The 25,480-nt window shown below is 64.8% G+C and carries 27 protein-coding genes and 1 tRNA gene; 15 read left to right on the top strand and 13 right to left on the bottom strand.

From position 1 onward, the window contains the following. The first annotated feature begins 60 nt into the window (after positions 1-60). Positions 61-312, top strand: a complete 252-nt coding sequence (locus LRH25_RS21035; RefSeq protein WP_141284461.1) for a DUF3606 domain-containing protein — start codon at positions 61-63, stop codon at positions 310-312. A 25-nt stretch (positions 313-337) separates the two neighbouring features. Here the strand turns inward: LRH25_RS21035 and LRH25_RS21030 are convergent, their stop codons facing one another. The 8 genes from LRH25_RS21030 to cysS all read right to left on the bottom strand — a co-directional run bounded on the left by LRH25_RS21030 (position 338) and on the right by cysS (position 7,916). Further along, entirely contained in the window at positions 338-1,000 is a 663-nt protein-coding gene (locus LRH25_RS21030; RefSeq protein WP_141284463.1) for an alpha/beta hydrolase, read from the bottom strand. A gap of 48 nt (positions 1,001-1,048) precedes the next feature. Then, complete coding sequence (locus LRH25_RS21025; protein WP_141284465.1) at positions 1,049-1,600, bottom strand: glutathione peroxidase; 552 nt, start codon at positions 1,598-1,600, stop codon at positions 1,049-1,051. Positions 1,601-1,802: 202 nt separating this feature from the next. Then, positions 1,803-1,895: transfer RNA gene (locus LRH25_RS21020), tRNA-Ser, on the bottom strand. 122 nt (positions 1,896-2,017) lie between these two features. Then, on the bottom strand, positions 2,018-3,307 hold the full coding sequence (locus tag LRH25_RS21015) for an aspartate kinase (protein WP_141284467.1): 1,290 nt from the start codon (positions 3,305-3,307) through the stop codon (positions 2,018-2,020). A gap of 172 nt (positions 3,308-3,479) precedes the next feature. Further along, positions 3,480-4,778 carry a tRNA lysidine(34) synthetase TilS gene (tilS, locus tag LRH25_RS21010; RefSeq protein ID WP_231012153.1) on the bottom strand — a complete coding sequence of 433 codons (1,299 nt, stop codon included), beginning with the start codon at positions 4,776-4,778 and terminating at the stop codon, positions 3,480-3,482. A 74-nt stretch (positions 4,779-4,852) separates the two neighbouring features. Then, complete coding sequence (locus LRH25_RS21005) at positions 4,853-5,824, bottom strand: acetyl-CoA carboxylase carboxyltransferase subunit alpha (RefSeq protein WP_141284469.1); 972 nt, start codon at positions 5,822-5,824, stop codon at positions 4,853-4,855. Positions 5,825-5,884: 60 nt separating this feature from the next. Continuing rightward, the gene (locus LRH25_RS21000; protein WP_141284495.1) at positions 5,885-6,457 is read right to left on the bottom strand and encodes a DNA-3-methyladenine glycosylase family protein; all 573 of its coding nucleotides are present in this window, start codon (positions 6,455-6,457) and stop codon (positions 5,885-5,887) included. Between the two features lie 82 nt (positions 6,458-6,539). After that, a complete protein-coding gene (gene cysS / locus LRH25_RS20995; protein WP_141284497.1) occupies positions 6,540-7,916 on the bottom strand; it encodes a cysteine--tRNA ligase in 1,377 nt (458 codons plus the stop codon). Positions 7,917-8,164: 248 nt separating this feature from the next. Here cysS and LRH25_RS20990 point away from each other — a divergent pair, with 248 nt between their 5' ends. From LRH25_RS20990 to LRH25_RS20975, 4 genes are read left to right on the top strand one after another with little or no spacing between them, the layout of a single operon-like run. Continuing rightward, positions 8,165-8,686 carry a peptidylprolyl isomerase gene (locus tag LRH25_RS20990; protein WP_375140548.1) on the top strand — a complete coding sequence of 174 codons (522 nt, stop codon included), beginning with the start codon at positions 8,165-8,167 and terminating at the stop codon, positions 8,684-8,686. A 4-nt stretch (positions 8,687-8,690) separates the two neighbouring features. Further along, positions 8,691-9,194 carry a peptidylprolyl isomerase gene (locus LRH25_RS20985; RefSeq protein WP_141284471.1) on the top strand — a complete coding sequence of 168 codons (504 nt, stop codon included), beginning with the start codon at positions 8,691-8,693 and terminating at the stop codon, positions 9,192-9,194. Further along, positions 9,187-9,978: a UDP-2,3-diacylglucosamine diphosphatase gene (locus tag LRH25_RS20980; protein WP_141284473.1), complete on the top strand. Its 792-nt coding sequence runs from the start codon at positions 9,187-9,189 to the stop codon at positions 9,976-9,978. The genes LRH25_RS20985 and LRH25_RS20980 overlap by 8 nt, the downstream gene beginning before the upstream one ends. Before the next feature lie 17 nt (positions 9,979-9,995). Next, a complete protein-coding gene (locus LRH25_RS20975) occupies positions 9,996-10,778 on the top strand; it encodes a M90 family metallopeptidase (RefSeq protein ID WP_141284475.1) in 783 nt (260 codons plus the stop codon). Positions 10,779-10,862: 84 nt separating this feature from the next. Here the strand turns inward: LRH25_RS20975 and clpA are convergent, their stop codons facing one another. After that, positions 10,863-13,175: an ATP-dependent Clp protease ATP-binding subunit ClpA gene (gene clpA / locus LRH25_RS20970; protein ID WP_141284477.1), complete on the bottom strand. Its 2,313-nt coding sequence runs from the start codon at positions 13,173-13,175 to the stop codon at positions 10,863-10,865. Further along, positions 13,172-13,531 carry an ATP-dependent Clp protease adapter ClpS gene (gene clpS / locus LRH25_RS20965; protein WP_141284479.1) on the bottom strand — a complete coding sequence of 120 codons (360 nt, stop codon included), beginning with the start codon at positions 13,529-13,531 and terminating at the stop codon, positions 13,172-13,174. The genes clpA and clpS overlap by 4 nt, the downstream gene beginning before the upstream one ends. Positions 13,532-13,764: 233 nt before the next feature. On the opposite strand from clpS, the gene LRH25_RS20960 reads away from it, so the two are divergent. Next, on the top strand, positions 13,765-14,004 hold the full coding sequence (locus LRH25_RS20960; RefSeq protein ID WP_141284481.1) for a cold shock domain-containing protein: 240 nt from the start codon (positions 13,765-13,767) through the stop codon (positions 14,002-14,004). Positions 14,005-14,502: 498 nt separating this feature from the next. After that, positions 14,503-15,684: a sigma-54 interaction domain-containing protein gene (locus LRH25_RS20955; RefSeq protein WP_141284483.1), complete on the top strand. Its 1,182-nt coding sequence runs from the start codon at positions 14,503-14,505 to the stop codon at positions 15,682-15,684. Between the two features lie 58 nt (positions 15,685-15,742). On the opposite strand, the gene icd is transcribed toward LRH25_RS20955, so the two are convergent. Continuing rightward, positions 15,743-16,996 (bottom strand): NADP-dependent isocitrate dehydrogenase, encoded by a 1,254-nt coding sequence (gene icd, locus LRH25_RS20950; RefSeq protein WP_141284485.1) that lies wholly within the window; start codon positions 16,994-16,996, stop codon positions 15,743-15,745. Between the two features lie 254 nt (positions 16,997-17,250). Between icd and LRH25_RS20945 the strand changes: the two genes are divergently transcribed. Continuing rightward, positions 17,251-17,730 carry a DUF192 domain-containing protein gene (locus tag LRH25_RS20945; protein WP_141284487.1) on the top strand — a complete coding sequence of 160 codons (480 nt, stop codon included), beginning with the start codon at positions 17,251-17,253 and terminating at the stop codon, positions 17,728-17,730. A 113-nt stretch (positions 17,731-17,843) separates the two neighbouring features. Here LRH25_RS20945 and LRH25_RS20940 read toward each other — a convergent pair whose 3' ends face one another. After that, positions 17,844-18,428, bottom strand: coding sequence for a superoxide dismutase (locus LRH25_RS20940; RefSeq protein ID WP_141284489.1), 585 nt, complete (start codon positions 18,426-18,428; stop codon positions 17,844-17,846). A 148-nt stretch (positions 18,429-18,576) separates the two neighbouring features. Then, positions 18,577-19,956 (bottom strand): exodeoxyribonuclease VII large subunit, encoded by a 1,380-nt coding sequence (gene xseA, locus LRH25_RS20935; protein ID WP_375142182.1) that lies wholly within the window; start codon positions 19,954-19,956, stop codon positions 18,577-18,579. A gap of 458 nt (positions 19,957-20,414) precedes the next feature. On the opposite strand from xseA, the gene LRH25_RS20930 reads away from it, so the two are divergent. The 7 genes from LRH25_RS20930 (at position 20,415) to LRH25_RS20900 (ending at position 25,361) form a co-directional block, all read left to right on the top strand. Next, entirely contained in the window at positions 20,415-21,047 is a 633-nt protein-coding gene (locus tag LRH25_RS20930) for a MotA/TolQ/ExbB proton channel family protein (RefSeq protein WP_141288654.1), read from the top strand. Between the two features lie 12 nt (positions 21,048-21,059). Further along, positions 21,060-21,500, top strand: coding sequence for an ExbD/TolR family protein (locus LRH25_RS20925; RefSeq protein WP_141288655.1), 441 nt, complete (start codon positions 21,060-21,062; stop codon positions 21,498-21,500). Between the two features lie 67 nt (positions 21,501-21,567). Beyond that, entirely contained in the window at positions 21,568-22,623 is a 1,056-nt protein-coding gene (gene lpxK, locus LRH25_RS20920; protein ID WP_141288657.1) for a tetraacyldisaccharide 4'-kinase, read from the top strand. Then, positions 22,613-22,804 (top strand): Trm112 family protein, encoded by a 192-nt coding sequence (locus tag LRH25_RS20915; protein WP_141288659.1) that lies wholly within the window; start codon positions 22,613-22,615, stop codon positions 22,802-22,804. The genes lpxK and LRH25_RS20915 overlap by 11 nt, the downstream gene beginning before the upstream one ends. Next, a complete protein-coding gene (kdsB, locus tag LRH25_RS20910) occupies positions 22,801-23,574 on the top strand; it encodes a 3-deoxy-manno-octulosonate cytidylyltransferase (protein ID WP_141288661.1) in 774 nt (257 codons plus the stop codon). Before LRH25_RS20915 ends, kdsB begins: the two co-directional genes overlap by 4 nt. A gap of 159 nt (positions 23,575-23,733) precedes the next feature. After that, positions 23,734-24,387 carry an adenylate kinase gene (gene adk, locus LRH25_RS20905; protein ID WP_141288663.1) on the top strand — a complete coding sequence of 218 codons (654 nt, stop codon included), beginning with the start codon at positions 23,734-23,736 and terminating at the stop codon, positions 24,385-24,387. A 212-nt stretch (positions 24,388-24,599) separates the two neighbouring features. Continuing rightward, a complete protein-coding gene (locus tag LRH25_RS20900) occupies positions 24,600-25,361 on the top strand; it encodes a 3-hydroxyacyl-CoA dehydrogenase (protein ID WP_141288665.1) in 762 nt (253 codons plus the stop codon). Positions 25,362-25,480: the final 119 nt, after the last annotated feature.

Raw genomic sequence — 25,480 nt, 5'->3', positions numbered from 1 at the left:
TTCGCACGCCAGCAGTTTCGGCGCCACACAAGCCACCCTTTGTTGGGACAGGAGACTGCAATGCCCGTCGCCTTTTACGAGCAAGACCTGAAGAACCCGGTGCACCTGAGTGCGCACGATCCGGCGCAAGCCGACTACTGGGCTAGCCGTCTCGGCGTTTCGGTGCCTGAGCTGCGCCAGGCGGTCGACGCGGTCGGCACGGCACTGCACGCCGTGCAGCAATACCTGGGTTGTGCCGACAGCCCATCGCTGGGCTGGGCACCACCTGGCACCACGCTGACGCTGGGCCCGCCGATCAATCGGCGGCGCTGAAGCAATCTGAGGCAATCTGAGCCGCTCAGGCCAGCACTTTCAGCAGCCAGCGGTTCAGGTCTTCGATCTCCGGGCCGCAGACCGAGTGTTCCATCGGGTAGGTGTGCCACTCGACCGGGTAGCCCAGCGACTGCAGCGTGTCGTGCGCCGCCTGCCCGCGCGCCAGCGGCACGACGGGGTCGTACTGGCCGTGCGCGAGGAACACCGGCACGTCGGCATTGGCGCTGCTGCGCTCGGAGGCGGTCGTGTCTGACAAGGGCAGGTAGCCGGACAGGCCGACGATGCCGGCCAGTCGCTTCGGTGCGCGCAGGCCCGTCAGCAGGCTCATTGCGCAGCCCTGCGAAAAGCCCATCAGCACGATGCGGTTCGCCGGGATGCCGCGTTCGATTTCGCGGTCCACCAAAGCTTGCACCGACAACAAAGAGGCACGCAGTCCGGCTTCGTCTTCGCGCCGCACCAGGTCGCTGCCATGGATGTCGTACCAGGCCCGCATGCGCATGCCGTTGTTCCAGGTGACAGGGATCACCGGCGCATGCGGGAACACGAAGCGGACCGGGCCGACCACGGACAGGTCGAGTTCCTGCGCGATCGGGACGAAGTCGTTGCCATCGGCACCGAGGCCGTGCAGCACGATGATGCTGGCAACGGGGAAGTCGCCAGATTGCATTTCAAGGGTTTCAAGCGCCATGGCGCCAGCATAGCGCGCAGCGGCCTGAAACCCGGTGGAGCGTTGGGCTCAGGCCGCCAGTGCGGCGTCGATCGCGGCGATCAGCGCCGGATGGTCCGGCGCCACGTCCGGTGCAAAGCGGGCCAGGACCTGGCCGTCGCGGCCGATCAGGAACTTCTCGAAGTTCCACAGCACGTCGGTCGGCGCCTTGGGCCGCATGTTGTACTTGGTCAGCGCGGTCGTCAGCTTGTCGTCGCCCGAGGGCTGGGCCGTTGGCTGGGCTTCGATGAGCGCGGCATACAGCGGGTGGCGCGGCGCGCTGTTGACCTGCAGCTTGCTGAACAGCGGAAAGCTCACGCCATAGTTCAGGTCGCAGAAGGAGGCGATCTCGGCTTCGGTGCCCGGTTCCTGGGCGCCGAAATCATTGGACGGGAAACCCAGTACCTGCAGGCCCTGCGCCTTGTGCTGCTCGAACAGCGCTTCCAGCCCCTTGTACTGCGGCGTGAGGCCGCATTGGGAAGCCACGTTGACGATCAGCAGCACCTGGCCGGCATATTCGCCCAGCGTGGTCGGCGTGCCGTCGATGCGTTGCAGGGGAATGCTTCGAAGCGTGCTGCTCATGGGGCTTGTCCTGTCCTTGAAGTGGGGAGGCGCAGGTTAGCCTGAAGCGGCGTGTGGTGTTGTCGGCGGACTGAACGTCCCTGCCGGCAGCCGGTGCAAACCGTGAGCGGTACTCGAAAAGGTACTTCAATCCGCCGGCCGATGAAACTCGACGCGGAAATGAAAAACGGGTCCCGAAGGACCCGTTTTTACTCTCGTAGGTTGGCGGAGACGAAGGGATTCGAACCCTTGATGGAGTTTTAAGCCCCATACTCCCTTAGCAGGGGAGCACCTTCGGCCACTCGGTCACGTCTCCAACCTAAGCTCGCATTCTAGCCACAAAAACAGTGGTTTCTAAAGAAAACGCCGGGCCGCTCCCAAGTTTTCTTTACCCCCTCGAGGGGCCTGCCGCAGAGCGGCAGGTTCGGGGGCACCAGTTCAGCTCATGTTCTCGGCGACCGGAGAATTGTCTGCGTCGAGATCGAAGGCCTTGTGCAGCGCGCGCACCGCCAGCTCCATGTACTTCTCGTCGATCACGACGGAAGTCTTGATTTCGCTGGTCGTGATCATCTGGATGTTGATGCCCTCTTCGCTCAGCGTGCGGAACATCTTGCTGGCCACGCCCACGTGGCTGCGCATGCCGATGCCGACGATGGAGACCTTGCAGATCTTCGGGTCGCCCAGCACGGTGGCGGCACCGGTGGCCGGTGCGACCTTGTTCTTCAACAGGTCCATCGTGCGCTGGAAATCATTGCGGTGCACGGTGAACGAGAAGTCGGTCTTGCCGTCGTGCGAGACGTTCTGGATGATCACGTCCACATCAATGTTGGCCTCGGCGACGTCGCCGAGGATCTGGTACGCGATGCCAGGCTTGTCAGGCACGCCCATCACGGTGACCTTGGCTTCATCGCGGTTGAAGGCGATGCCCGATACAACGGCTTGTTCCATCTTTTCGTCTTCCTCGAAAGTGATCAGGGTGCCCGACTTGGCTTCTTCGTCAATGTTGATGTCCCAGGGCGTGAAGCTGGACAGCACGCGCAGCGGCACGCGGTACTTGCCAGCGAATTCCACTGAGCGGATCTGCAGCACCTTGGAGCCCAGGCTCGCCATTTCCAGCATTTCCTCGAAGCTCACGGTGTGCAGCCGGCGCGCTTCGGGCACCACACGGGGGTCGGTGGTGTAGACACCATCGACGTCGGTGTAGATCAGGCATTCGGCCGCCTTCAGCGCGGCGGCGATGGCGACGGCGGAAGTGTCAGAGCCGCCGCGGCCCAGCGTCGTGACGTTGTGGTCTTCGTCGATGCCCTGGAAGCCGGTGATGACGACCACCTTGCCGGCGGCCAGGTCGGCACGCACTCGTGCATCGTCGATGCTCTGGATGCGGGCCTTGGTGTAGGACGAATCGGTCTTCACCGGCACCTGCCAGCCGTTGTAGCTGATCGCGTCCATGCCTTCGGCTTGCAGTGCCAGCGACAGCAGGCCCACCGAGACCTGTTCACCGGTGCAGGCAATCATGTCCAGCTCGCGCAGCATGGCGGGCGTTTGCTGGGCGGGCGACAACTCCTTGGCCAGTCCCAGCAGGCGATTGGTTTCGCCGCTCATGGCCGAGGGCACGACCACCATCTGGTGCCCGGCGCGGGCCCATTTGGCAACGCGTTTGGCGACGTTGCGAATGCGCTCCGTCGAACCCATTGATGTGCCACCGTACTTGTGAACGATCAAAGCCATGTGAGGATGCCAAAGTAGCTGAACAAGCCGCCGCGAAGGCTTGGCTGCGCATGCGGTGGACGGTGACCGGCATGGCCACGCGAAACCCTACATTCTAGCGGTTGCCATCTGTCGAATTCCCGGGCAGAGGCTTGCTTGGCAAATGGCGAAGCCTGGCTTGCCGCGCTGTCGTTTACGTGGGCTCTGCCGGCTCGGCCAGCCATTCGGGCCGCAGCTGCGGCTCACCCGGCGCAGCCAACGCCCTGGCGTCCACACCCAATCCCGGCACGAACAAAAGCTGACCGCCCGCCCCGTACAGCAGCGGCGCCTGCCGCGCCCAGGCCGGCACCGCCGCAGCCTGGAACTGTTTTTTCAGCGAACGCAGCGTGCTACGCGGTGCCCGCTGGAATTGCTCGCCGCCGGTTCGCGCCGCGAGGCATGCGCCGGCCAGCAAGGCGAGCGGAACGCCGCCTTCGCTGGCGGCGCTGAGCCTGAGGCGGCCTTGCCAAGCCGGTGCGTGCCACTCGCCAGGCTCGACCACCTGGGGCAATTGCAGCGATGCGGCCTCGACGACCCTGTTGAGCGGCAAGCTGAGCGGCTGCAGCACGCCGCGGTAAAGCCTCAATTCCGAATCGGGTCCCAGCGGCCACCTGCCCTGCCTGGCGCGCGGCAGTTCCGCCAGCAGACGCGCCACCAGGCTGTCCGGCACATCGGCCTGACGATGCTGCAACCAGGCCTGCAGTGAAAATCGCCGGCGGACCGGCGAGAGACACAGCCAAGCCTGCATCGGCATCCCGGCCTGGCTCGCGCCCATTGCCGCCAGATCTTGCGCAGCCACCTCGTGGATCAGCGCTGCGGCGGCCTGGGCTTGCTCGGCCAAGCGCTGCAGCTGCTGCTCGGCCTGCGGAAACGCCTGGTTCAGCGCCGGCAACACCTGATGCCGCAAGCGATTGCGGTCGAAGCGGGTGTCGTGGTTGCTGCTGTCCTCGATGTGCCGCAGCCGATGGCGCCGCACATAGTCTTCGATGGCCTGCGCCGGCTGTTGCAGCCACGGGCGAGCCCAGACGATGCCTTCGCGTTCAATCAGGTCGGGCATGGCCGACAAGCCAGCAGGCCCCGTGCCGCGCATGGCTTGCAGCAACACGGTTTCTGCCTGGTCGCGCCGGTGATGGGCCAGCAGTACCAGGCCTGCGCCATGCGCCTTAGCCATGCGGGCCAGCGCCTCATAGCGCTCTCGCCGGGCCCAGGCTTCGATGCTTTGCCCGGGCGAAGGCGAGCCACTCAGCCGGGCGGCGTCAAAACGAAGATGGGGATGGCGGCTGCGCCAGCGCTGGCATTGCGCCGCGAGATGGGCGAGCCAGGCGTCCGCCTGAGGCATCAGCCCATGGTGCACATGCAGGGCCAGCACCTGCAGGCCGCTGCCGGCTGCCTGCCGCAAGGTCGCGTGCAGCAAGGCGGTGGAGTCGCGCCCGCCACTGGTGGCGACCGCCACCACGGGCAGCGTCGAAATTGAAGCCGGCCTCGGCGGCCGCGCCGCCATGCCGGCCAGCCTTTCCGTCAGCGCGCTCAGCGCGCGGTGGTATCGGTGAAGCGACCGTAGGACTTCAGGCGCTGGTAGCGGCGCTCCAGCAGTGCTTCGGTCGACAGGTCGGCCACCTGACGCAGCGAGTCGACCAGGCCGCGCTTGAGCTGCGAGGCCATCTGCTTCAGGTCGCGGTGGGCGCCGCCAACCGGCTCGCTGATGATCTTGTCCACCAGGCCCAGGGCCTTCAGGCGGTGCGCGGTGATGCCCAGTGCTTCGGCAGCGTCAGACGCGCGCTCGGAGGTCTTCCACAGGATGGACGCGCAGCCTTCCGGCGAGATCACCGAGTAGACCGAGAACTGCAGCATCATGACCTGGTCGCCCACACTGATCGCCAGCGCGCCGCCGGAGCCGCCTTCGCCGATGATGGTGGTGATGATGGGTACTTCCAGCTGCGCCATCTCGAAGATGTTGCGGCCGATGGCTTCGGACTGGCCACGCTCCTCGGCGCCAATGCCGGGATAGGCGCCAGGGGTGTCGACAAAGGTGAACACCGGCAGCCCGAACTTCTCGGCCAGCTTCATCAGCCGCAGCGCCTTGCGGTAGCCCTCGGGGCGCGGCATGCCGAAGTTGCGCGCGGCGCGCTCCTTGGTGTCGCGGCCCTTCTGCTGGCCCACGACCATGCAGGCCTGGCCATTGAAGCGGGCCAGGCCGCCGACGATGGACAGGTCATCTGCAAATGCACGGTCGCCGTGCATTTCCTGGAAGTCGGTGAAGATTTCGTTGACGTAGTCCAGCGTGTACGGGCGCTGGGGGTGACGCGCGATCTGCGTGACCTGCCAGGGCGACAGCTGGGTGTAGATGTCCTTGGTCAGCTGCAGGCTCTTCTTGTCCAGCCGATCGATCTCCTCGGAGATGTCCACCGCGGATTCGTTCTGAACGTAGCGCAGCTCTTCGATCTTGGCGTCGAGTTCGGCGATCGGTTGCTCGAACTCCAGAAAGTGTCGCTTGCTCATGCTCGGGTTCCTTCTTAGCGGGGAAAAAGAGATCGGGGGAACGATGCGTGTCGGTGGCTGTCAGTAGTCGACCGGCAGCGGATCCAGGCTTCGCCACAGGTACCAGGTCGCCACCGACCGGTAGGGGGCCCAGCCCTCGCCCAGTTCGCGGGCTTCAGCTCGCGAAACCGGCTCACCGCTGAAATAGCAGGAACTGATGCCTTTCATCAGGCCCTCGTCGTCCAGCGGCAGCACATTGGGTCGCATCAGGTAAAAGATCAGGAACATTTCGGCCGTCCAGCGGCCAATGCCACGAATGGCGACCAATTCCTCGATGATGGCCTCGTCGTCCATCTGCCGCCAGAGCGGCACATGCACGCTGCCCTCTTCGAAATGGCGCGCCAAATCCCTCAGGTATTCTGCCTTGCGCGCCGACAGACCGACAGCCCGCAATTCCGGGACTTCCAGCGACAGCACATCCGCGGGAACCAAAGCATGAGACGGGCCACCCACGGCACCGGCGAACTTTTCCCATACCGACTGCGCGGCCTTGACCGAGATCTGCTGGCCAACGATGGAGCGCGCCAGCGTGGTGAAGGCATCTCCGCGGCTCTCAAGGCGGGCCTCGCCGAACTGCGGGATCAGCTTCTTCATCACGCGGTCACGCTTGGCCAGGTGGCGGCAGGCTTCGTCCCAGTACTCGGGCGTCACGCCCGGGTTCGATGCATGCGGCACGTCAGGCCTTCACCCAAGTGGTGCCTTGCGGCGAATCCTTCAGCAGGATGCCGGCGGCCAGCAGTTCCTGGCGGATCTGGTCGGCGCGGGCGAAGTCCTTGGCCTGCTTGGCGGTCTGGCGCTCTTCGATGCGCAACTGGATCGTCGCGTCGTCCAGCAGGCTGCCGGCTTGCAGGAAGGTGGCGGGCGATTGCTGGAGGATGCCCAGCGTGGCTGCAAGCGCCTTCAGCTGGCCGGCGACTTCGGTCGACTTGTTGCGGTTCAGCTCGGCCGCGAGCTCGAACAGCACCGCCAGCGCGCCCGGCGTGTTGAAGTCGTCGTCCATCGCCGCATGAAAGGCCTGCACGGATGGATTGGCCAGGTCCATCGCCACCTCAGGCACGTCAGCCACACTGGCCAGCGCTGTGTAGAGTCGGCGCAGCGCGCTGCGGGCGTCGTCCAGGTGCGCGTCGCTGTAATTGAACGGGCTGCGGTAGTGGGTGCGCAGCATGAAGAAGCGCAGCGTCTCGCCGTCGTAGTGCTTCAGCACATCGCGGATGGTGAAGAAGTTGCCGAGCGACTTCGACATCTTGACGTTGTCGACGTTCAGGAAGCCGTTGTGCATCCAGACATTGACAAACGGATGGCCCAGCGCGCCTTCGCTCTGCGCAATCTCGTTTTCGTGGTGCGGGAACTGCAGGTCCATGCCGCCACCGTGAATGTCGAAGCGCTCACCCAGCAGCGCGCAGCTCATGGCGGAGCACTCGATGTGCCAGCCAGGCCGGCCGGGACCGAACGGCGAGTCGTACTTGGCATCGGCCGGCTCTTCAGCCTTGGCAGACTTCCACAGCACGAAGTCCAGCGGGTCCTGCTTGCCGTCGTCCACCGCCACGCGCTCGCCGGCACGCAGGTCGTCCAGCGACTTGCCGCTGAGCTTGCCGTAGCCGGGGAACTTGCGCACCGAGTAGTTCACGTCGCCGGTGCTGGCGCGGTAGGCCAGGCCCTTTTGCTCCAGCGTACCGATCATGTCGACCATGCCTTGCACATGATCGGTGGCGCGGGGCTCGTGCGTAGGTGAGGCGACGCCAATGGCACCGATGTCGGCCCGCATCGCGGCAATCATCTCGTCGGTCAGCTGGCGGATGCTGATGTCGCGCTCCACCGCCCGTTTGATGATCTTGTCTTCGATGTCGGTGATGTTGCGCACGTAGGTGACGCGGTAGCCGCGGGCAATCAGCCAGCGGTAGACCACGTCGAAAGCCATCATCATCCGCGCATGGCCAACATGGCATAGGTCGTAGATCGTCATGCCGCACACGTACATGCGCACATGGCCTGGCTCGATGGGGGAGAAGTCTTCGACCCGGCGGGTCAGGGTGTTATAGATGCGCAGCGTCATCGACGAAGAAAAAGGCAAGGCTTCGTGAGCAGGTTCGGCCGCGAGGCCCGGGCAAGGTCATCGCCGCGAGCGGACCACGCCGGCCGCGAGGACAAACGGCACTCCACGAACGGCGCTTCAAAAAGGGGGTCGGTACAATCGGGCGAGTATAGCGAAGGAGCTTTTACGTGACCTTAACAAGCACCCGGCCCGGCCTCGCAGCGCGCCGGTCAGCCGCCTTGACCCGCTCGCTGGCGCTGGCAGCTGCGCTGGCCGTGGCAGGCATTGCGCCGGCCCTGGCAGAGACCGTCCGCCTCAGCACCACTGCTGGCGACATCGTCGTCGAACTCGACAAGGAAAAGGCGCCCAAGAGCGTGGACAACTTCATCCAATACGTGAAGGCTGGCCACTACAACGGCACCATCTTTCACCGTGTGATCGAAAGCTTCATGATCCAGGGCGGCGGCATGACGCCGGACATGAAGGAAAAGCCGACGCGCGCGCCGATCAAGCTGGAAAGCCAGAATGGCCTGTCCAACCTGCGCGGCACGATTGCAATGGCGCGCACCAGTGTGCCGAACTCGGCCACCTCGCAATTTTTCATCAACGTTGTCGACAACCAGCGCCTGGACTACCAGCCCGGGCGTGACGGTTATGCGGTGTTCGGCAAGGTTGTCAGCGGCATGGACGTGGTCGACAAGATCAGGGCCGTGCCGGTCGGCGACAAGGGCGGACACGAGAACGTGCCGAACGAACCCATCCTGATCAAAAAAGCCACGTTGGAGAACTGAAACCATGACCAAGACTGTTGAACTGACCACTTCCGCCGGCGTGCTGCGCATCGAACTTGACGACGCCAAGGCGCCTGCCACCGTTGCCAATTTTCTGGCCTACGTGAACAAGGGCCACTACGACGGCACCGTGTTCCACCGCGTGATCAAGAGCTTCATGATCCAGGGCGGTGGCATGCTGGCCGACATGAGCCAGAAGCCCACCGACGCAACGATCCAGAACGAGGCCAACAACGGCCTGAAGAACCTGAAGTACACGTTGGCCATGGCACGCACCAACGCGCCGCACTCGGCCTCGGCCCAGTTCTTCATCAACACCAAGGACAACGACTTCCTGAACTTCAGCAGCGAGTCGCCCAGCGGTTGGGGTTATGCGGTGTTCGGCAAGGTGGTTGCTGGCACCGAGGTGGTGGATGCGATCGAGAAAGTTCGCACAGGTCGCAAAGGCATGCACGACGACGTGCCGCTCGAGGCGGTGACGATCGAAAAGGCCGTCGAGATTGTCTGACGCAGCCTTGGCCCCCAGCGCCGTGGTGGCGCCGGGCGCCTTGCGCCAGCTGCCGCCCGCCTGCCAGCGGGCGGTTTTCATCTCGGACCTGCACCTGAGCGAGTCGCTGCCGCGCACCACCGGAGCCTTCCTGCGCCTGCTGGCGCAACCGCAGGGGGACGCCTTGTTCATCCTCGGCGACCTGTTCGAAGCCTGGGTGGGCGACGACATGCTGGACCAGCCGTACGAGGCTGGTGTTGCTGCGGCCATCGCCGCCCTCGCCCGCCAGCAGCCGGTCCATGTGATGCGCGGCAACCGCGACTTCCTGCTGGGCGCGCGCTTCTTCCGCGAGACCGGCTGCGTCGAACTGCCAGACCCGGTTGCTTTCCACGGCTTTGGCCAGACGGTGTTGCTGAGCCATGGCGACGCGCTGTGCCTGGACGACAAGGCCTACCAGCAGTTCCGCGCCCAGGTGCGGCAGCCCGCGTGGCAAAGCGCCTTGCTCGCCCGGCCGTTCGCCGAGCGCATGGCGATCGCGCAGCAGATGCGAGGCGCCAGTCGTGCGCAAGCGCGCGAGCCCGAGACCTACGCGGACATAGACCCGGCCATGGCGCAGGGCTGGCTGGCAGAGGCCGGCTCGCAGTTGCTGGTGCATGGCCACACGCACCGCCCTGGCAGCGACGCGTTCGTTGGCTGGCAGCGCCATGTGCTGTGCGACTGGGAGCTGGACCATGGCGACGCCGACCGCGGCGAGCTGATGCTGTGGGACGCGCAAGGCTGGCACCGCCGGCCCCTGCCCGCCTGAATCGTCTCGATCTGTCGATGGCCTTCCTGCAGAAGCTGCGCGACTGGCGCGAGCAGCGCGCCCTGCGGCGTTACGCGATTCCCGATGCCTTGTGGCAGGCGGTGCTGGCGCACTACCCGTTCCTGAGCCATCGCCCGGCGGACGACCTGATCGAGCTGCGTGGGCTCGCCAGCCTGTTCCTGTCGCAAAAGGAATTCACCGGCGCCCAAGGGCTGGTGGTGGACGATGCGATGGCGGTTGCGATTGCCGCCCAGGCCTGCCTGCCGGTGCTGAAGCTGGGCCTGGCGATGTACGACGGTTTTGTCGGCATCGTCGTGCACCCGGATGAAGTGATGGCCCAGCGCGAGTTCATGGACGACGACGGCGTGGTGCATGAATACGAGGAATGGCTCAGCGGCGAAGCGATGGCTGGCGGGCCGCTGATGCTGTCATGGCCGGACGTCGAAGCGGCCGGCGAGTCCGCCGAAGAAGCCTACAACGTCGTGATCCACGAGTTCGCCCACGTGCTGGACATGCGCGGGGGTGAGCCCGACGGCGTGCCTTTGCCCGCAAGCGCCCAAGCCGCGCGCGAACGCTGGCTCGCAGTGTTCGATCCTGAGATGGCGCGCTTCGTCGAACGCGTTGACGCGGGCGAAACCACGCTGCTGGACCCCTATGGCGCGGAAGCGCCGGAAGAATTTTTCGCCGTGGCCGCCGAGGCGTTTTTCGTCTGCCCGCAAGCCTTCCGTGAGGAGCACCCGGCGCTGCACGAACTGTTCGTCGGGTACTTCAAGCAGGACCCGGCAGCCGCTGTGCGCTAAGCAGTGCCGCATCAACGACAAAGGCGCCCGAGGGCGCCTTTGATTATGTGCCTGCCGGTCTCAACCGGCCGGTATGCGCGGCCGTCAGACCGCAGCAGCTTCCGCACGCGGCTTGTCGCCACTCTTGCCAAGTGGCTGGATGTCCAGCTGCACCTCGCCAGCCTCGTCCACGTCCACCGCCAGGCGACCACCATCGACCAGGCGACCGAACAGCAGTTCGTCGGCCAGCGCGCGGCGGATGGTGTCCTGGATCAGGCGCTGCATCGGGCGCGCGCCCATCAGCGGATCAAAGCCCTTCTTGGCCAGGTGCTTGCGCAAGCCATCGGAGAAAGTCACTTCGACCTTCTTTTCGGCCAACTGTTGCTCCAGTTGCAGCAGGAACTTGTCGACCACACGCATCACGATCTCTTCGTCCAGCGAGCGGAAGTTGACGATAGAGTCCAAGCGGTTGCGGAACTCTGGCGTGAACAGGCGTTTGATGTCGCCCATCTCATCACCTTGCTGGCGCTGGGTCGTGAAGCCGATGGTCGCCTTGTTCATGGTCTCGGCGCCCGCGTTCGTGGTCATGATGATGATCACGTTGCGGAAGTCGGCCTTGCGCCCGTTGTTGTCGGTCAGCGTGCCGTGGTCCATGACCTGCAGCAGCACGTTGAAGACGTCCGGGTGGGCTTTCTCGATTTCATCGAGCAGCAGCACGGAATGCGGCTTCTTGGTGACGGCCTCGGTCAGCAGGCCACCCTGGTCGAAACCGACATAGCCCGGAGGCGCACCGATCAGCCGGCTCACCGCATGGCGCTCCATGTACTCGGACATGTCAAAGCGGATCAGCTCGATGCCCAGGATGTAGGCCAGTTGCTTCGCCACTTCGGTCTTGCCCACGCCCGTGGGGCCGCTGAACAGGAAGGAGCCAATCGGCTTGTCGGACTTGCCGAGGCCGGAGCGGGCCATCTTGATGGCAGCCGCCAGCACGTCCACCGCAGGGTCCTGGCCGAAAACCACGCTCTTCAGGTCGCGCTCCAGGCTCTTGAGCTTGCCGCGGTCATCGCTCGAAACGCTGGCCGGCGGAATGCGCGCGATCTTCGCGACGATTTCCTCGACCTCGTTGCGGGTGATGGTCTTCTTCTGCTTGCTCTTGGGCAGGATGCGTTGTGCCGCACCGGCTTCGTCGATCACGTCGATCGCCTTGTCCGGCAGGTGGCGGTCATTGATGAACTTGGCCGACAACTCGGCTGCGGCCTGCAGTGCACCGACCGCGTACTTCACGCTGTGGTGCTCCTCGAAGCGGGACTTCAGGCCCTTGAGGATCTCGACCGTCTGCTCCACCGTCGGCTCGACCACGTCGACCTTCTGGAAGCGACGGCTCAGCGCCGCGTCTTTCTCGAAGATGCCGCGGTATTCCTGGAAGGTGGTGGCGCCAATGCACTTCATCGCGCCGCTGGACAGCGCCGGTTTCAGCAGGTTGCTGGCGTCCAGCGTGCCGCCGGAGGCCGCACCCGCGCCGATCAGCGTGTGGATCTCGTCGATGAACAGGATGGACTTCGGGCTGTCCTTGAGCTGCTTAAGCACACCCTTCAAACGCTGCTCGAAGTCGCCGCGGTACTTGGTGCCGGCCAGCAGCGCGCCCATGTCCAGCGAATAGACGATGGCGTCCCCCAGCACCTCGGGCACCTCGCCTTGCGTGATGCGCCAGGCCAGACCCTCGGCGATGGCGGTCTTGCCCACGCCGGCTTCGCCAACCAGCAGCGGGTTGTTCTTGCGGCGGCGGCACAGCACCTGGATGACACGCTCGACCTCATGCTCGCGGCCGATCAGCGGATCGATCTTGCCGTCCTTGGCATGCTGGTTCAGGTTGGTGGTGAACTGATCCAGCGGCGAGCCTTTTCCTTCGCCACTTTCTTCCTTCTCGGCTTCGCCGCCGCCGCTGCCCTCGTTGCTGCCCTTGGCAGGCTCGGGCGGGTCGGACTTCTTGATGCCGTGGGCAATGAAGTTCACGACATCCAGGCGGGTCACGCCCTGTTGATGCAGGTAGTAGACCGCGTGCGAGTCCTTCTCGCCGAAGATGGCCACCAGCACGTTCGCGCCAGTGACTTCCTTCTTGCCGCCGCCCGTGGACTGCACATGCATGATGGCGCGCTGGATCACACGCTGGAAGCCCAGCGTGGGTTGCGTGTCCACTTCGTCGGTGCCGCCCACGGTGGGCGTGTTTTCGCGGATGAAAGCGACCAGGCTCTTGCGCAGGTCTTCGATGTTGGCTGCACAGGCTCGCAGCACCTCAGCAGCAGACGGGTTGTCCAACAAGGCCAGCAACAAGTGCTCTACCGTGATGAACTCGTGTCGCTGCTGGCGTGCCTCGACGAACGCCATGTGCAGGCTGACTTCCAGTTCTTGGGCAATCATGCGGCCTCCATAATGCATTGAAGCGGGTGTCCAGAGCGTCGTGCCGCGGCGAGCACCAGCTCGACCTTGGTTGCGGCGACGTCCTTGCTGAACACGCCGCACACTGCACGCCCTTCATGATGAATCTTCAACATGATGAGGGTGGCAGCCTCAAGATCAAGCCTGAAATATTCCTGCAGCACCATCACCACGAACTCCATGGGTGTGAAATCGTCGTTGAGCAAGACCACTTGGTACATGCGCGGCGGCTTGGTGCGGGCGGCCTTTCGTTCGGCCACCACGGCCCCCTGCCCGTCTTCCGGCTTGATCACCGAAGGCGTGGATGGCAGAGGGGCAACGGGTCGTTTCGCAGGCATGAATCGAGTATAGCGAGATGACCAACACCGCACAGCCGTTAGGCAATGGTCGTCGCATCAAGACGCTGACCATTCGGTGAAAAAGCGCCGGGCCGTGCCGCATTTCGCAGCATCGGCCGCCGTCAACGCCCCCGGCGGAGCTCGGCTCATCGCTCAGCCCATTTGACATCGACAAAGCCATGCCTCAAGAATAGCGACCACAAGCCTGCAAAAGGCGTCAGGAGGAATTGCAAATGGAAGCGGTTGGAACCGTGAAATGGTTCAACGATGCCAAGGGTTTTGGCTTCATAGAACCAGAGTTGGGTGGCGGTGATGTGTTCGCGCATTTTTCGGCCATTCAGATGGAAGGCTTTCGCACCCTGAAGCAAGGCGGACGTGTCCGTTTTGAATTGGTGCAAGGGCCCAAAGGCCAGTTGGCGCAGAACATACGGCCAGTGGACGAAGTCCCCGTGCCTCAAACTGTGGCCAGCTGAGCCCTCGAGCCGAGCGGCGGGCCGTCCGGCTCGCCGGCTTTCCCAGGTGTCCGGTGACGGGCGCCTGCCCTGTCCCATACCGGCTTGCCGGTATGGGCGTGGCGCAGCTTTGCCCTGGCGTCGTTCACCAGCGGACAGCAGGCAAACGCATACCCAGGTTTGATTTTGGGTATGGACAACACAGGCCCTGGTATTTGACGAGATGTGTCGCCTCATCGACACATTCAAAGGGCGGCGTCTTCGTTGTCACTTTCTGAGGCAGGCACACGCGTTGCCCGGTCCTTGGCGTCGTGCAAACCACCTTCACAAGGCGGCCAGTCGCCGTAACAGCACATTGCCCGGCTAACTGATGCCCGCCCGGTTTTTATCCCGCAAAGCTTTGCGTTACACACGTTGCTGAACCGCACATTCACGCGTATGCAAATTCGATTTCATGTCTTGACGCACTCGTTTTGTGCGCCTAAGGTGGAGTTCATCTGACTTTTTTTGCACTGCAACATGCCCGGACCCACTGAACGGCTCTCCCCGCGGCGGCTGGCCCTCGCAGAGCAAGGGCCAGACACCAGCCCCGTGCGCGCCAAGGCGCTGCTCTTCCACGACCCTGCGTCTTGCGCGCTGCTTGAGCAGATCGAACGCATCGGGCGCAGCGATGCGTCGGTGCTGCTGATCGGCGAGACAGGCACCGGCAAGGAACTCGTCGCCCGTCACCTGCATGCCATGAGTGCTCGCAGCGGGCCTTTTCTTGCGGTCAACTGCGGCGCGTTCAGCGAATCGCTGATCGACGCCGAGCTCTTCGGCCACGAAACCGGTGCTTTCACCGGCGCTTCGCAGGCACGTGCTGGCTGGTTCGAGGCCGCCCATGGCGGCACCCTGTTCCTGGACGAAATTGGCGACCTGCCCTTGTCGCTGCAAGTGAAGCTGCTGCGCGTGCTGCAGGAGCGCCAGGTCGTGCGCCTGGGCTCGCGAAAGACGCTGGCAGTAGACGTGCGGCTGGTGGCCGCCACCAACATCGACCTGCGCGGCGCGGTGGCGGCGCAGCGCTTCCGGGCCGACCTTTATTACCGACTCAGCGTCGCGACCGTGCAATTGCCGCCATTGCGGGATCGTCCGGGGGATCTGCTGCCGCTGGCACGCCATTTCGTTAGCCAGTACGGCCCTCGCCTGAAGCTGGCGGATGCGGTGCTGAGCGCAGAGGCCGAAGCTGCGCTGCTGGACTACAGCTGGCCCGGCAACATTCGCGAGCTGGAAAACGTCATCCACTTTGCGCTGATCGTCTGCCGGCATGGCGTGATCGAGGTCAGCGACCTGAAGCTGGTGGCGGCCGTGACGGCAACGCTGGAAGAACCTGCGATCCGGGCACTGGCGCCTGTGGACCGGCTGGCGCCGAACGCAACGATGGCGCCTGCGCAGGCTGAGGCGCCGCTGGCCGACATCCGCCAGCAGCAACTGGAAGCCGCCCTGGAGGCCTTGCTGAATGCCGGGCTGTCGGACGTGTTCCAGCGCGTCGAAGCCACACTGGTGAAGACGGCGTTCGCGCGCACCGACGCCAACCAGGTGCGCACCGCGCGCGCACTGGGCATCACCCGCAACACGCTGCGCACGCTGCTGCGCCGGCATGGCCTGCTTGCACCGGCCAAGCCAGGCGAAGACTCTCAGTTCTCCCAGTTGGACGACGACTGAGCCTGCTGGGCGACTGCTCGGAAAGAACGCCCCGCCTCCGATGAGGCGCGGGCGGGACTCACATGTTGGCGATCATGACCTGCCCAAAGCCTGAGCAGGACACTTGTGTCGCACCGTCCATCAGGCGCGCGAAGTCGTAAGTCACCTTCTTGCTCAGGATCGACTTTTCCAGCGAGCGGATGATCAGATCCGCAGCCTGAGTCCAGCCCATGTGGCGCAGCATCATCTCCGCCGAGAGGATTTCGGAGCCAGGGTTGACGTAGTCCTTGCCTGCGTACTTTGGCGCGGTGCCGTGCGTGGCCTCGAAGCAGGCCACCGAATCCGACATGTTGGCGCCAGGTGCGATCCCGATGCCACCCACCTGCGCCGCCAGCGCGTCGGAGATGTAGTCGCCATTCAGGTTCAGCGTGGCGACGACCGAATACTCCGCAGGGCGCAACAGGATCTGCTGCAGGAAGGCATCGGCAATCGAGTCCTTGACGACGATTTCCTTGCCGTTCTTCGGGTTCTTCAGCCGGCACCACGGGCCACCGTCGATCAGCTCTGCGCCGAATTCCTTCTGTGCCAGCGCGTAGGCCCAGTCACGGAAGCCACCTTCGGTGTACTTCATGATGTTGCCCTTGTGAACAATGGTCACGCTGGGCTTGTCGTTGTCGATCGCGTACTGGATCGCCTTGCGAACCAGGCGCTCGGTGCCTTCGATGGAAACCGGCTTCACGCCGATGCCCGAAGTCTCGGGGAAGCGGATCTTCTTGACGCCCAGTTCGTCCTGCAGGAACTTGATCAGCTTGACGGCCTTGTCGCTCCTGGCTTCGTACTCGATGCCGGCATAAATGTCTTCCGAGTTCTCGCGGAAGATCACCATGTTGGTCTTTTCCGGCTCCTTCAGCGGCGAGGGCACGCCCTTGAAATACTGCACCGGCCGCAGGCAGACATAGAGATCCAGTTCCTGGCGCAGTGCCACGTTCAGTGAACGGATGCCGCCGCCCACTGGCGTGGTCAGCGGGCCCTTGATCGACACCACGTACTCGCGAAGAATGTCCAGCGTCTCTGCCGGCAGCCACACGTCGGGGCCGTAGACCTTGGTCGACTTCTCGCCCGCAAAGATCTCCATCCAGTGGATTTTCTTTTCGCCTCCGTAGGCTTTCTCGACCGCGGCGTCGACCACCTTGATCATCACTGGCGTGATGTCCAGGCCGGTGCCGTCGCCCTCGATGTAGGGAATGATCGGGTGGTTCGGGACGTTGAGCGAGAAGTCCGCGTTGACGCTGATCTTCTGCCCATCCTCGGGCACCTTGACGTGCTGGTACATGCGCTTGCTCCGCGAGTCGTGATGGATCATTCCCAGCCAGAAAACGCGAGGCTTGGCCCTGGTTTTCGTCGAGGAATTTGGATGCCTGAAATTCTATGCGAGCCCTTCTTGCCTGCCGGTAGGCAGGGCCGGGCCGTGCTCGAACGGGGCGCTCGCACGCGCGCGCTCTGGCGAAGCGGTGAAGCTCGATTCTGCGTCGGCCATTCCGGGCGCTCCGACGTTCGATAATCCAGACTTACCCCCGGTTGGAAAACATGACCCTGATCCACACAAGCTTGCGTGCCTGGTGCCTGGCGATCACTTCGCTGACGGCGCTGGCTTCCATCAGTCCGTCTACGCTGGCGCAGTCGACTGGACAGGCACAACACTTGTCCACTGTCACGCTGGGCGCCGGCATGTACAACATCGTCGCGCAAGTGGCGCGCACGCCGCAGGAGCGCCAGATCGGGCTGATGTTCCGCGAGAACATGCCGGTGCACGAAGGCATGCTGTTCATCTTCGAAGAAGCAGCCACGCAGTGCTTCTGGATGAAGAACACACTGCTGCCACTGTCCGCCGCCTTCGTGGCCGAAGATGGCCGCATCGTCAACATCGAAGACATGGCGCCCCAGACCGAGACCTCGCACTGCTCGAAGCAGCCGGTGCGCATGGTGCTGGAGATGAACCGGGGCTGGTTTTCCAAGCGTGGGCTGAAGGCCGGCAGCAAGCTGACCGGCGCGCCATTCTCGGGCTGATCGCGCCCGCCGCCAGTCGCCGGCCATGGCGTTGGCAGTTGTGAAAAAGCCGTCGCAGGGACGGCCTTTGTGGTGCATCGGGCAGCTGCCGTGCGGCAGCAGCCGCCGAGCACTCAGCTCGCGAAGTTGGCCTCCGCGAAGCCCCAGTTGGCGAGCGACGTGAGGAAGGTCTCGACGAACTTCGGGCGCAGGTTGCGGTAGTCGATGTAGTAGGCATGTTCCCACACGTCGATCGTCAGCAGCGCGGTGTCGCCCGTCGTCAGCGGGGTGCCGGCGGCACCCATGTTGACGATGTCGACCGAGCCGTCGGCCTTCTTCACCAGCCAGGTCCAGCCGGAGCCGAAGTTACCCACGGCGCTCTTGGTGAAGGCTTCCTTGAAGGCTGCGAACGAGCCCCACTTGGCATTGATGGCGTCAGCCAGCGCGCCTTTGGGCTCACCGCCGCCGGCCGGCTTCAGGCAGTTCCAGAAGAAGGTGTGGTTCCAGATCTGGGCCGAGTTGTTGTAGATCGGGCCAGAGGACTTCTTGATCACGTCTTCCAGCGGCACGCCGGCGAACTCGGTGCCGGCCACCAGGTTGTTCAGGTTCACGACATAGGCGTTGTGGTGCTTGCCGTGGTGGTATTCGAGCGTCTCGCGGCTCATCGCGGGGGCCAGGTCGTCCAGACCGAACGGCAGCGGCGGCAGGGTATGTTCCATGCAAGTTCCTTTCGAGGTATGCCGGCGCGGCGGTGCGCGCCGGGTGTTGTGCAAGAGTTGGCAGTACCTCGTCGATTGTAGGCAAGGGATGCGACAACCGTGGGGGGTCTTGCAAGGGCTTGCCGCCGGGGCGGGTTTGCCCGGCGCGTCACGCCGCCGACTCGTCCGGCGGCGAGGCTGCAATGCCGCCGGCGCTGCGCTTGGGCGCGACCGCCCTGCGCTTTTTCTTGACCGGCAATGCCGCTGGCAGGCCGGTGGGCAGCACAGGCTGAACCGAGGTGATCAAGGCTTCGGCCTGCCCATCAGCCCAGACCGCGCTGACGGCCTGGCCGGCCACCAGCGCGCCGGCGGAGGTGACCGGCTTGCCGTCTTGGGTCTGCACCCAGGCATAGCCGCGGGTCAGGACCAGCCGCGGGTCCAGCGCCTGCAGCCTGGCGGCCCTGGCTTCCAGGGCCTGGTGCTGGCGCGACCACTGGGCCGGCAGCGCACGCAGCAGCCTGCCGGCCAACTGATCGGTGCGCACCTGCGCCTGTCGCAGTGCATGCCGCACGGCCTGCACCTGCCGCTGCGCCAGGTGCTGCAGCCGGTGGGTCTGAACCCCCAGCAATCTTGCAGGTTGCTGCAGGCGCAGGGCGAACTGGTCCAGCCGCTGCGCATGGTTGTCCAGGCGCTGATGCACCCGCCTGGCCATGCGCTGCTGCCGTGTCTGCAGTGCGGACAGCAAGTCGTCTCGGGCCGGTGACGCCAGTTCGGCCGCGGCCGTTGGCGTGGGTGCGCGCAGGTCGGCAGCCAGGTCGGCAAGCGTCACATCGGTCTCGTGGCCCACGCCGCAGACCACGGGCAAAGCAGAGTCCGCCACCGCTCGCACGACACGTTCGTCGTTGAACGCCCACAGGTCTTCCAGCGAACCACCGCCGCGGCACAACAGCAGCACCTGCACCTCTGCACGACGGTTGGCCAGCGCCAGGGCAGCAGCCACCGCAGCGGGAGCTTCCGTGCCCTGCACCAGGGTCGGGTAGACGATGACCTCGACGTGCGCGGCGCGGCGGTGCAGCGTGGTCAGCACGTCATGCAGGGCCGCGCCCGCGAGCGAGGTGACGATGCCCAGCCGGCTTGGATGGCCAGGCAGGACACGCTTGCGTTCGGCGGCAAACAGCCCGGCCGCTTCCAGCCTGGCCTTCAACCGCAGGAATTCTTCGTAAAGCGCGCCCGCACCAACGCGGCGCATGCTCTCGACCACCATTTGCAGTTCGCCCCGGGCTTCATACACCGCCAGGCGGCCGCGAAGTTCGACTTGCTGGCCGTCCTGCGGATTGAAATCCAGCATGCCTGCACTGCGGCGAAACATGGCACAGCGAATGCCGGCCGTGGCGCCATTGGCATCCTTCAGCGTGAAGTAGCAGTGGCCACTGCTGGCCCGCGTGTAGCCGGACAACTCACCCTGCACAGCCACCGCGCCGAAGCGTGCCGCCAAGGCGTCGCCAACGGCCAGCAACAGGCTGCCAACCGTCCATACCGGCCCGCCAATGCCGCGGTTTCGTGAGTCCGAGGCCGCAGCCGGGGCGCCCTGCCGGAAGTCTCCGTCACTCGCCACGGCGCGTCCCACGCTGGTGCATTCGCGGGCAGATATCCACGTCACCGCGCTTCCGCGCCTTGGTGGCCGCCGGGCCGTCATCAAACAGAAATATCGTCGCAAGCATATGATTTGACTGAATAAAACGCTGCCGTATTTTTCAGCACCGCAAGCCTCGGCCCGGAAAATGAGGCCTCCCGGGCCATTGAACCCCTGGTTACCCACAAAGTTGTCCACAGAAAATGTGGACGACTTTCGGCACGGAAGATGCCTGCCAATGGGCGGCCGTCACAGCTGGAAACGTCTTGCGCTGCGACTCCGCAACAGGCGGCGAAGGGCGGCCGGTCAGGCGGTGGCTTCAGTTCATAATGCCGCCAACTTTTTCCCCCAAGGCCTTTGCGCCAGAGGACCTCTTGCTGTCGATCATACAAGCCGCTGGCTGGCCGATTTGGCCGCTGATCCTGTGCTCCGTTGCGGCCCTTGCGCTGGTGCTGGAGCGCCTCAGTTCCTTGCGACGCGCCCGCGTGGCGCCCGACGGCCTGATTGATGAAGTCATCACCGTGGCCCGCCAGGGCACGCCGTCGAGCGACATGTTGCAGAAGCTGGCCGACAACTCGCTGCTGGGCGCCGTGCTGGCCGCGGGCCTGAAGACTGCAGCGCTCGAGCCGCGCATCAGCGAGGCGCCGCTGCGCCAGGCGCTGGAGACCGCCGGCAGCACCGCGGCGCACCGCATGGAGCGCTACCTGAATGCCTTGTCGACCATCGCCTCGGTCGCACCGCTGCTGGGCCTGCTGGGCACCGTCATCGGCATGATCGAGATCTTCGGTGCGCAGGCTCCGGGCTCGGGTACCAACCCGGCCCAGCTGGCACATGGCATCTCGGTGGCGCTGTACAACACGGCCTTCGGCCTGATCGTTGCCATTCCTTCGCTGATGGCACACCGCTACTTCCGTACCCGGATTGCCGACTACCTGCACGACATGGAGCAAGCCTCTGAGCGGCTGCTGCAGCAACTGCTGCGCATGCCGCTGCGGGCGGCGCACTGAGGCCGGGCCGCGATGAAGTTCCGCCGTCCGCCCTCCGATGAGCCTGAGATCAACCTGATCCCGTTCATCGATGTCCTGCTGGTGGTGCTGATCTTTGTGATGCTGTCCACCACCTACTCGAAATTCACCGAGTTGCAGATCAACCTGCCCACGGCGAATGCCGACGCGGTGCGCGACCGGCCGGCCGAAATCCTGGTGGCCGTGTCGGCTGACGGGCGCTACAGCGTCGACGGTCAGACGGTTGAAGGTCGGAGCATCGAGCTGCTGGCCGCTGCGCTGCGCGCCAGCGCCACGGAGCGCAAGGAGCCGTTCGTGATCATCTCGGCCGACGCCGCAACCGCGCATCAGTCGGTGATCAACGTGCTCGACGCCGCCCGCCGCGTCGGCCTGGTGCGGGTGACGTTTGCCGCGCAACTGCCTGCAGGCAGCACCGCGCCTGCGGCAGCGCAGTGACAGTGCTGACCGGCAACCGGTCGGGCCGCTCGGCAGCGTTGGGATCAAACCGGCCAGGTCCGCAGAAGTGAACAAGCTTCTCCACCGGGCGGCTGCCACGCTGCAGCAGCACTGGTGGCACCCGCGGCCCAGCTGGCTGGCGCTGGCCTTGTTGCCGCTGGCGGGCTTGTACCTGTTGTTGGCCGGGCTGAACCGACTGAGCTGGCAACTGCGCAAGCGCCCTGCACTGCCGGTGCCGGTGGTCGTTGTGGGCAACCTGATCGTCGGCGGCGCCGGCAAGACGCCGACCACGATTGCGCTTGTGCAATGGCTGCAGTCGCAGGGCTGGCAGCCTGGCATCGTCTCGCGCGGCTATGGCCGTGCGGATGCTGAGTTGCGGCTGGTCACAGCAGAAACACCGGCCCGTCTCGTGGGCGATGAGCCGCTGCTGATGCACCTGCGAACTGGGGCACCGGTGGCTGTGGCACGTGACCGTGTGGCCGCAGCACTGGCCTTGCTGGCGGCGCATCCCGCGGTCAACCTGATCGTCTCCGACGATGGGCTGCAGCACTGGCGTTTGCAGCATGACCTGAGCCTGATCGTGTTCGACGGCCGCGGTGCCGGCAATCGTCTGCTGCTGCCTGCCGGCCCATTGCGCCAGCGTTTGCCGCGCCACCTGCCACCCCGCAGCTGGGTGGTCTACAACGCGGACGCACCGACCACGCCGCTGCCCGGTGGCTGCGCGCGCCGCGGCCTTGGCGGTGCGGTGGCCTTGTCGGACTGGTGGCAGGGCGCCGGGGGCTCGATGGCGACCTTGGCGCACCTGCGCGCAAAGTCAGAGGAGAACCCGCTCCTGGCTGCGGCCGGCATTGCCTCGCCGTCCCGCTTCTTCGACATGCTGCGTGCAGCTGGCCTGCGACTGCGCGAGTTGCCACTGCCCGACCACGCGGACCTCGCCGCCCTGCCCTGGCCCACCAACGAGCCTGATGTGCTGTTGACCGAAAAGGATGCCGCGAAGCTGCCTCCGGGCAGCACCGGCAACACGTGTGCCTGGGTCGTCACGCTAGACTTTGAACTTCCTGCCATGCTGACCGACGCGCTGCGCTCGGCGCTGGCCTCTTTGATTGCTGACCATGACCGCTGATCACCGCCTGCTCGACATGCTGGTTTGCCCTGTGTGCAAAGGGCCGTTGACACTGAACCGCGACGCGCAATTCCGCCCCCATGAATTGGTGTGCGCCGCCGACAGGTTGGCATTTCCCGTGCGCGATGGCATCCCGGTGATGCTGGAGAACGAGGCGCGGGCCTTGCCTGCCGAGGAGTGAAGCCGGTGGCCGCGTTTTCAGTGCTGATCCCGGCCCGGCTGGCTTCGACTCGCTTGCCCAACAAGCCACTGGCCGACATTGGCGGCAAACCCATGGTGGTGCGGGTGGCCGAACGCGCCGCCCAGTCGGGCGCCAGCCAGGTGGTCGTCGCGGCGGACGACGCCAGCATCGTGCAGGCCTGCGAAGCGCATGGCGTGCGCGCATTGCTCACGCGGGTCGACCACGCCAGTGGCAGTGATCGCCTCGCCGAGGCTTGCGAACTGCTCGGGCTGGACGGTGATGCACTGGTGGTCAATGTCCAGGGCGACGAACCCTTGATCGACCCGGCACTGGTCGCCGCTTGCGCCCAGTTGCTGGAGCAGCGCACCGAATGCGCGGTCGCCACGGCGGCGCACGCGCTGTTGTCGGAGGAAGAGTTCCGCAATCCGAACGTGGTGAAGGTCGTGCTGGACCAGGCCGGCCGTGCACTGTATTTCAGTCGGGCCTGCGTGCCGTGGTGGCGCGATGGCGCTCGCGACGGCTTGGCTGGCTTGCCTGCGGCAGGCACGCCGGCGCTGAGGCATATCGGGCTGTATGCGTACCGCGCCGGCTACCTGCGGCGCTTCCCCGGGCTGGCCGCTTCTCCGCTGGAGCAACTGGAATCGCTTGAGCAGCTCCGCGTGCTGTGGCACGGCGACCGCATTGCGGTGTTCGAGGCCGCTTCGGCACCCGCACCCGGCGTGGACACGGCAGAGGACCTGGCGCGCGTTCGGGCACTTTTCGCCGCTTGATTTTCGGGGTAGCCCCCTAGGTCTTTGCCAGCCCCGTGTCAGGCTCCCGCAGGGGTGCCCATGCTATCCTGCGCCCAACCACGCCCCGTGCCCGCGCCCTTGCCGAGCACGGGAGGCCGCCTGCAGCGGCCAGCAAGAATCATGAAAAGAGGCAACTCAATGCGTATCATTCTTTTGGGGGCGCCGGGCGCCGGTAAGGGCACTCAAGCAAAGTTCATTTGCGACAAGTTCGGCATCCCGCAGATCTCGACCGGCGACATGCTTCGTGCGGCAGTCAAGGCAGGCAGCGAACTCGGCGTCGCAGCCAAGAAGGTCATGGACGCCGGCGGCTTGGTCAGCGACGAGATCATCATTGGCCTGGTCAAGGAGCGCATCACACAGCCCGACTGTGCCAACGGCTTCCTGTTCGACGGTTTCCCCCGCACCATTCCGCAGGCTGATGCAATGAAGGCCGCGGGCGTCAAGCTGGACCTGGTGCTGGAGATCGACGTGCCGGACGAAGCCATCATCGAGCGCATGAGTGGTCGCCGTGTGCACGTGGCCTCGGGCCGCACCTATCACCTGCGCTTCAACCCGCCGAAGGTCGACGGCAAGGACGACGTCACCGGTGAGGAGCTGGTGCAGCGCAAGGACGACGAAGAAGCCACTGTGCGCACTCGCCTGGAGGTCTACCAGGCCCAGACCCGTCCGTTGGTCGACTACTACAGCCAATGGGCGCAGACAGGCGACCCCCAAGCCCCCCGCTACGCCAAGATCGCCGGCGTCGGGACGGTGGATGAGATCACCGCGCGTGCGCTGGAAGCGCTGGGCTGAGCCACTGACCAGCGCGGCAACTGTGCGCTCGTTGTTGCTGCATTGCAGCAACCCAGCAAGCCGCCTTTGGGCGGCTTTTTGCTGCGCGCTCAATCCGTGGACACTTTGGCCGCTTGGCTCCCAGGAAAGCCAGCAATTTCCAAGCACCGCCGTTGACGCACAATTGACGTTTACGTCAACGTTAACCAACTCAGACCACAAGGGGACTCTTCATGGAGATTGCAGGCAAGGTATTCATCGTCACTGGCGGTGCTTCCGGCCTCGGCGAAGGCACCGCGCGCATGCTGACGCGCGAAGGCGCGAAGGTCGTGATCGCTGATTTGCAGGAAGACAAAGGCCGGGCCGTGGCCGCCGAATTGGGCGGTGTTTTCGTGCGCTGCGATGTCAGCCAGGAGGCAGATGGCCAAGCGGTTGTCACTGCGGCGCAGCAACTTGGCAAGCTGATGGGCTTGATCAACTGCGCGGGTATCGCCCCTGCGGTAAAGACCGTAGGCAAGGACGGGGCTCATCCGCTGGCCGTCTTCAGCAAGACCGTCACCGTCAACCTGATCGGCAGCTTCAACATGATTCGCCTGGCCGCCGAAGCCATGGCCAAGAACGAACCCGAGGCCGCAACCGGCGAACGCGGCGTGCTGATCAGTACCGCCAGCGTCGCCGCATACGACGGGCAGATGGGCCAAGCCGCCTACTCAGCCAGCAAAGGTGGCGTGGTCGGCATGACCCTGCCGATTGCCCGGGATCTGGCCCGCAATGGCATTCGCAACATGACCATTGCCCCAGGAATCTTCGGCACGCCAATGTTGTTTGGCATGCCAAAGGAAGTGCAGGATGCGCTGGCAGCGAATGTGCCGTTCCCTAGCCGTTTGGGAACGCCGGCTGACTATTCGAAGCTGGTTCAGCAAATCATTACGAATGAGATGTTAAATGGGGAGGTGATTCGGCTGGATGGGGCGATTCGGTTGGCACCGAAATAAAAGTCGAGCCAGATTGGTATCGTCACTTGTAAGCGGTCAATAAACCGCGTCCTTGCCCCTGCGGCAATGGCGAGGCAGGCGCCGCTCAGTCTGTGGTCAGGTCGATGCGCCAGGGCAGC

The organism is Ideonella azotifigens (genome assembly GCF_021043325.1).
GTDB classification, from domain to species: Bacteria; Pseudomonadota; Gammaproteobacteria; order Burkholderiales; family Burkholderiaceae_C; genus Ideonella; species Ideonella azotifigens.
Note: the sequence above shows the minus strand (reverse complement) of the source record. Positions and strands in the feature narration are given on the sequence as shown.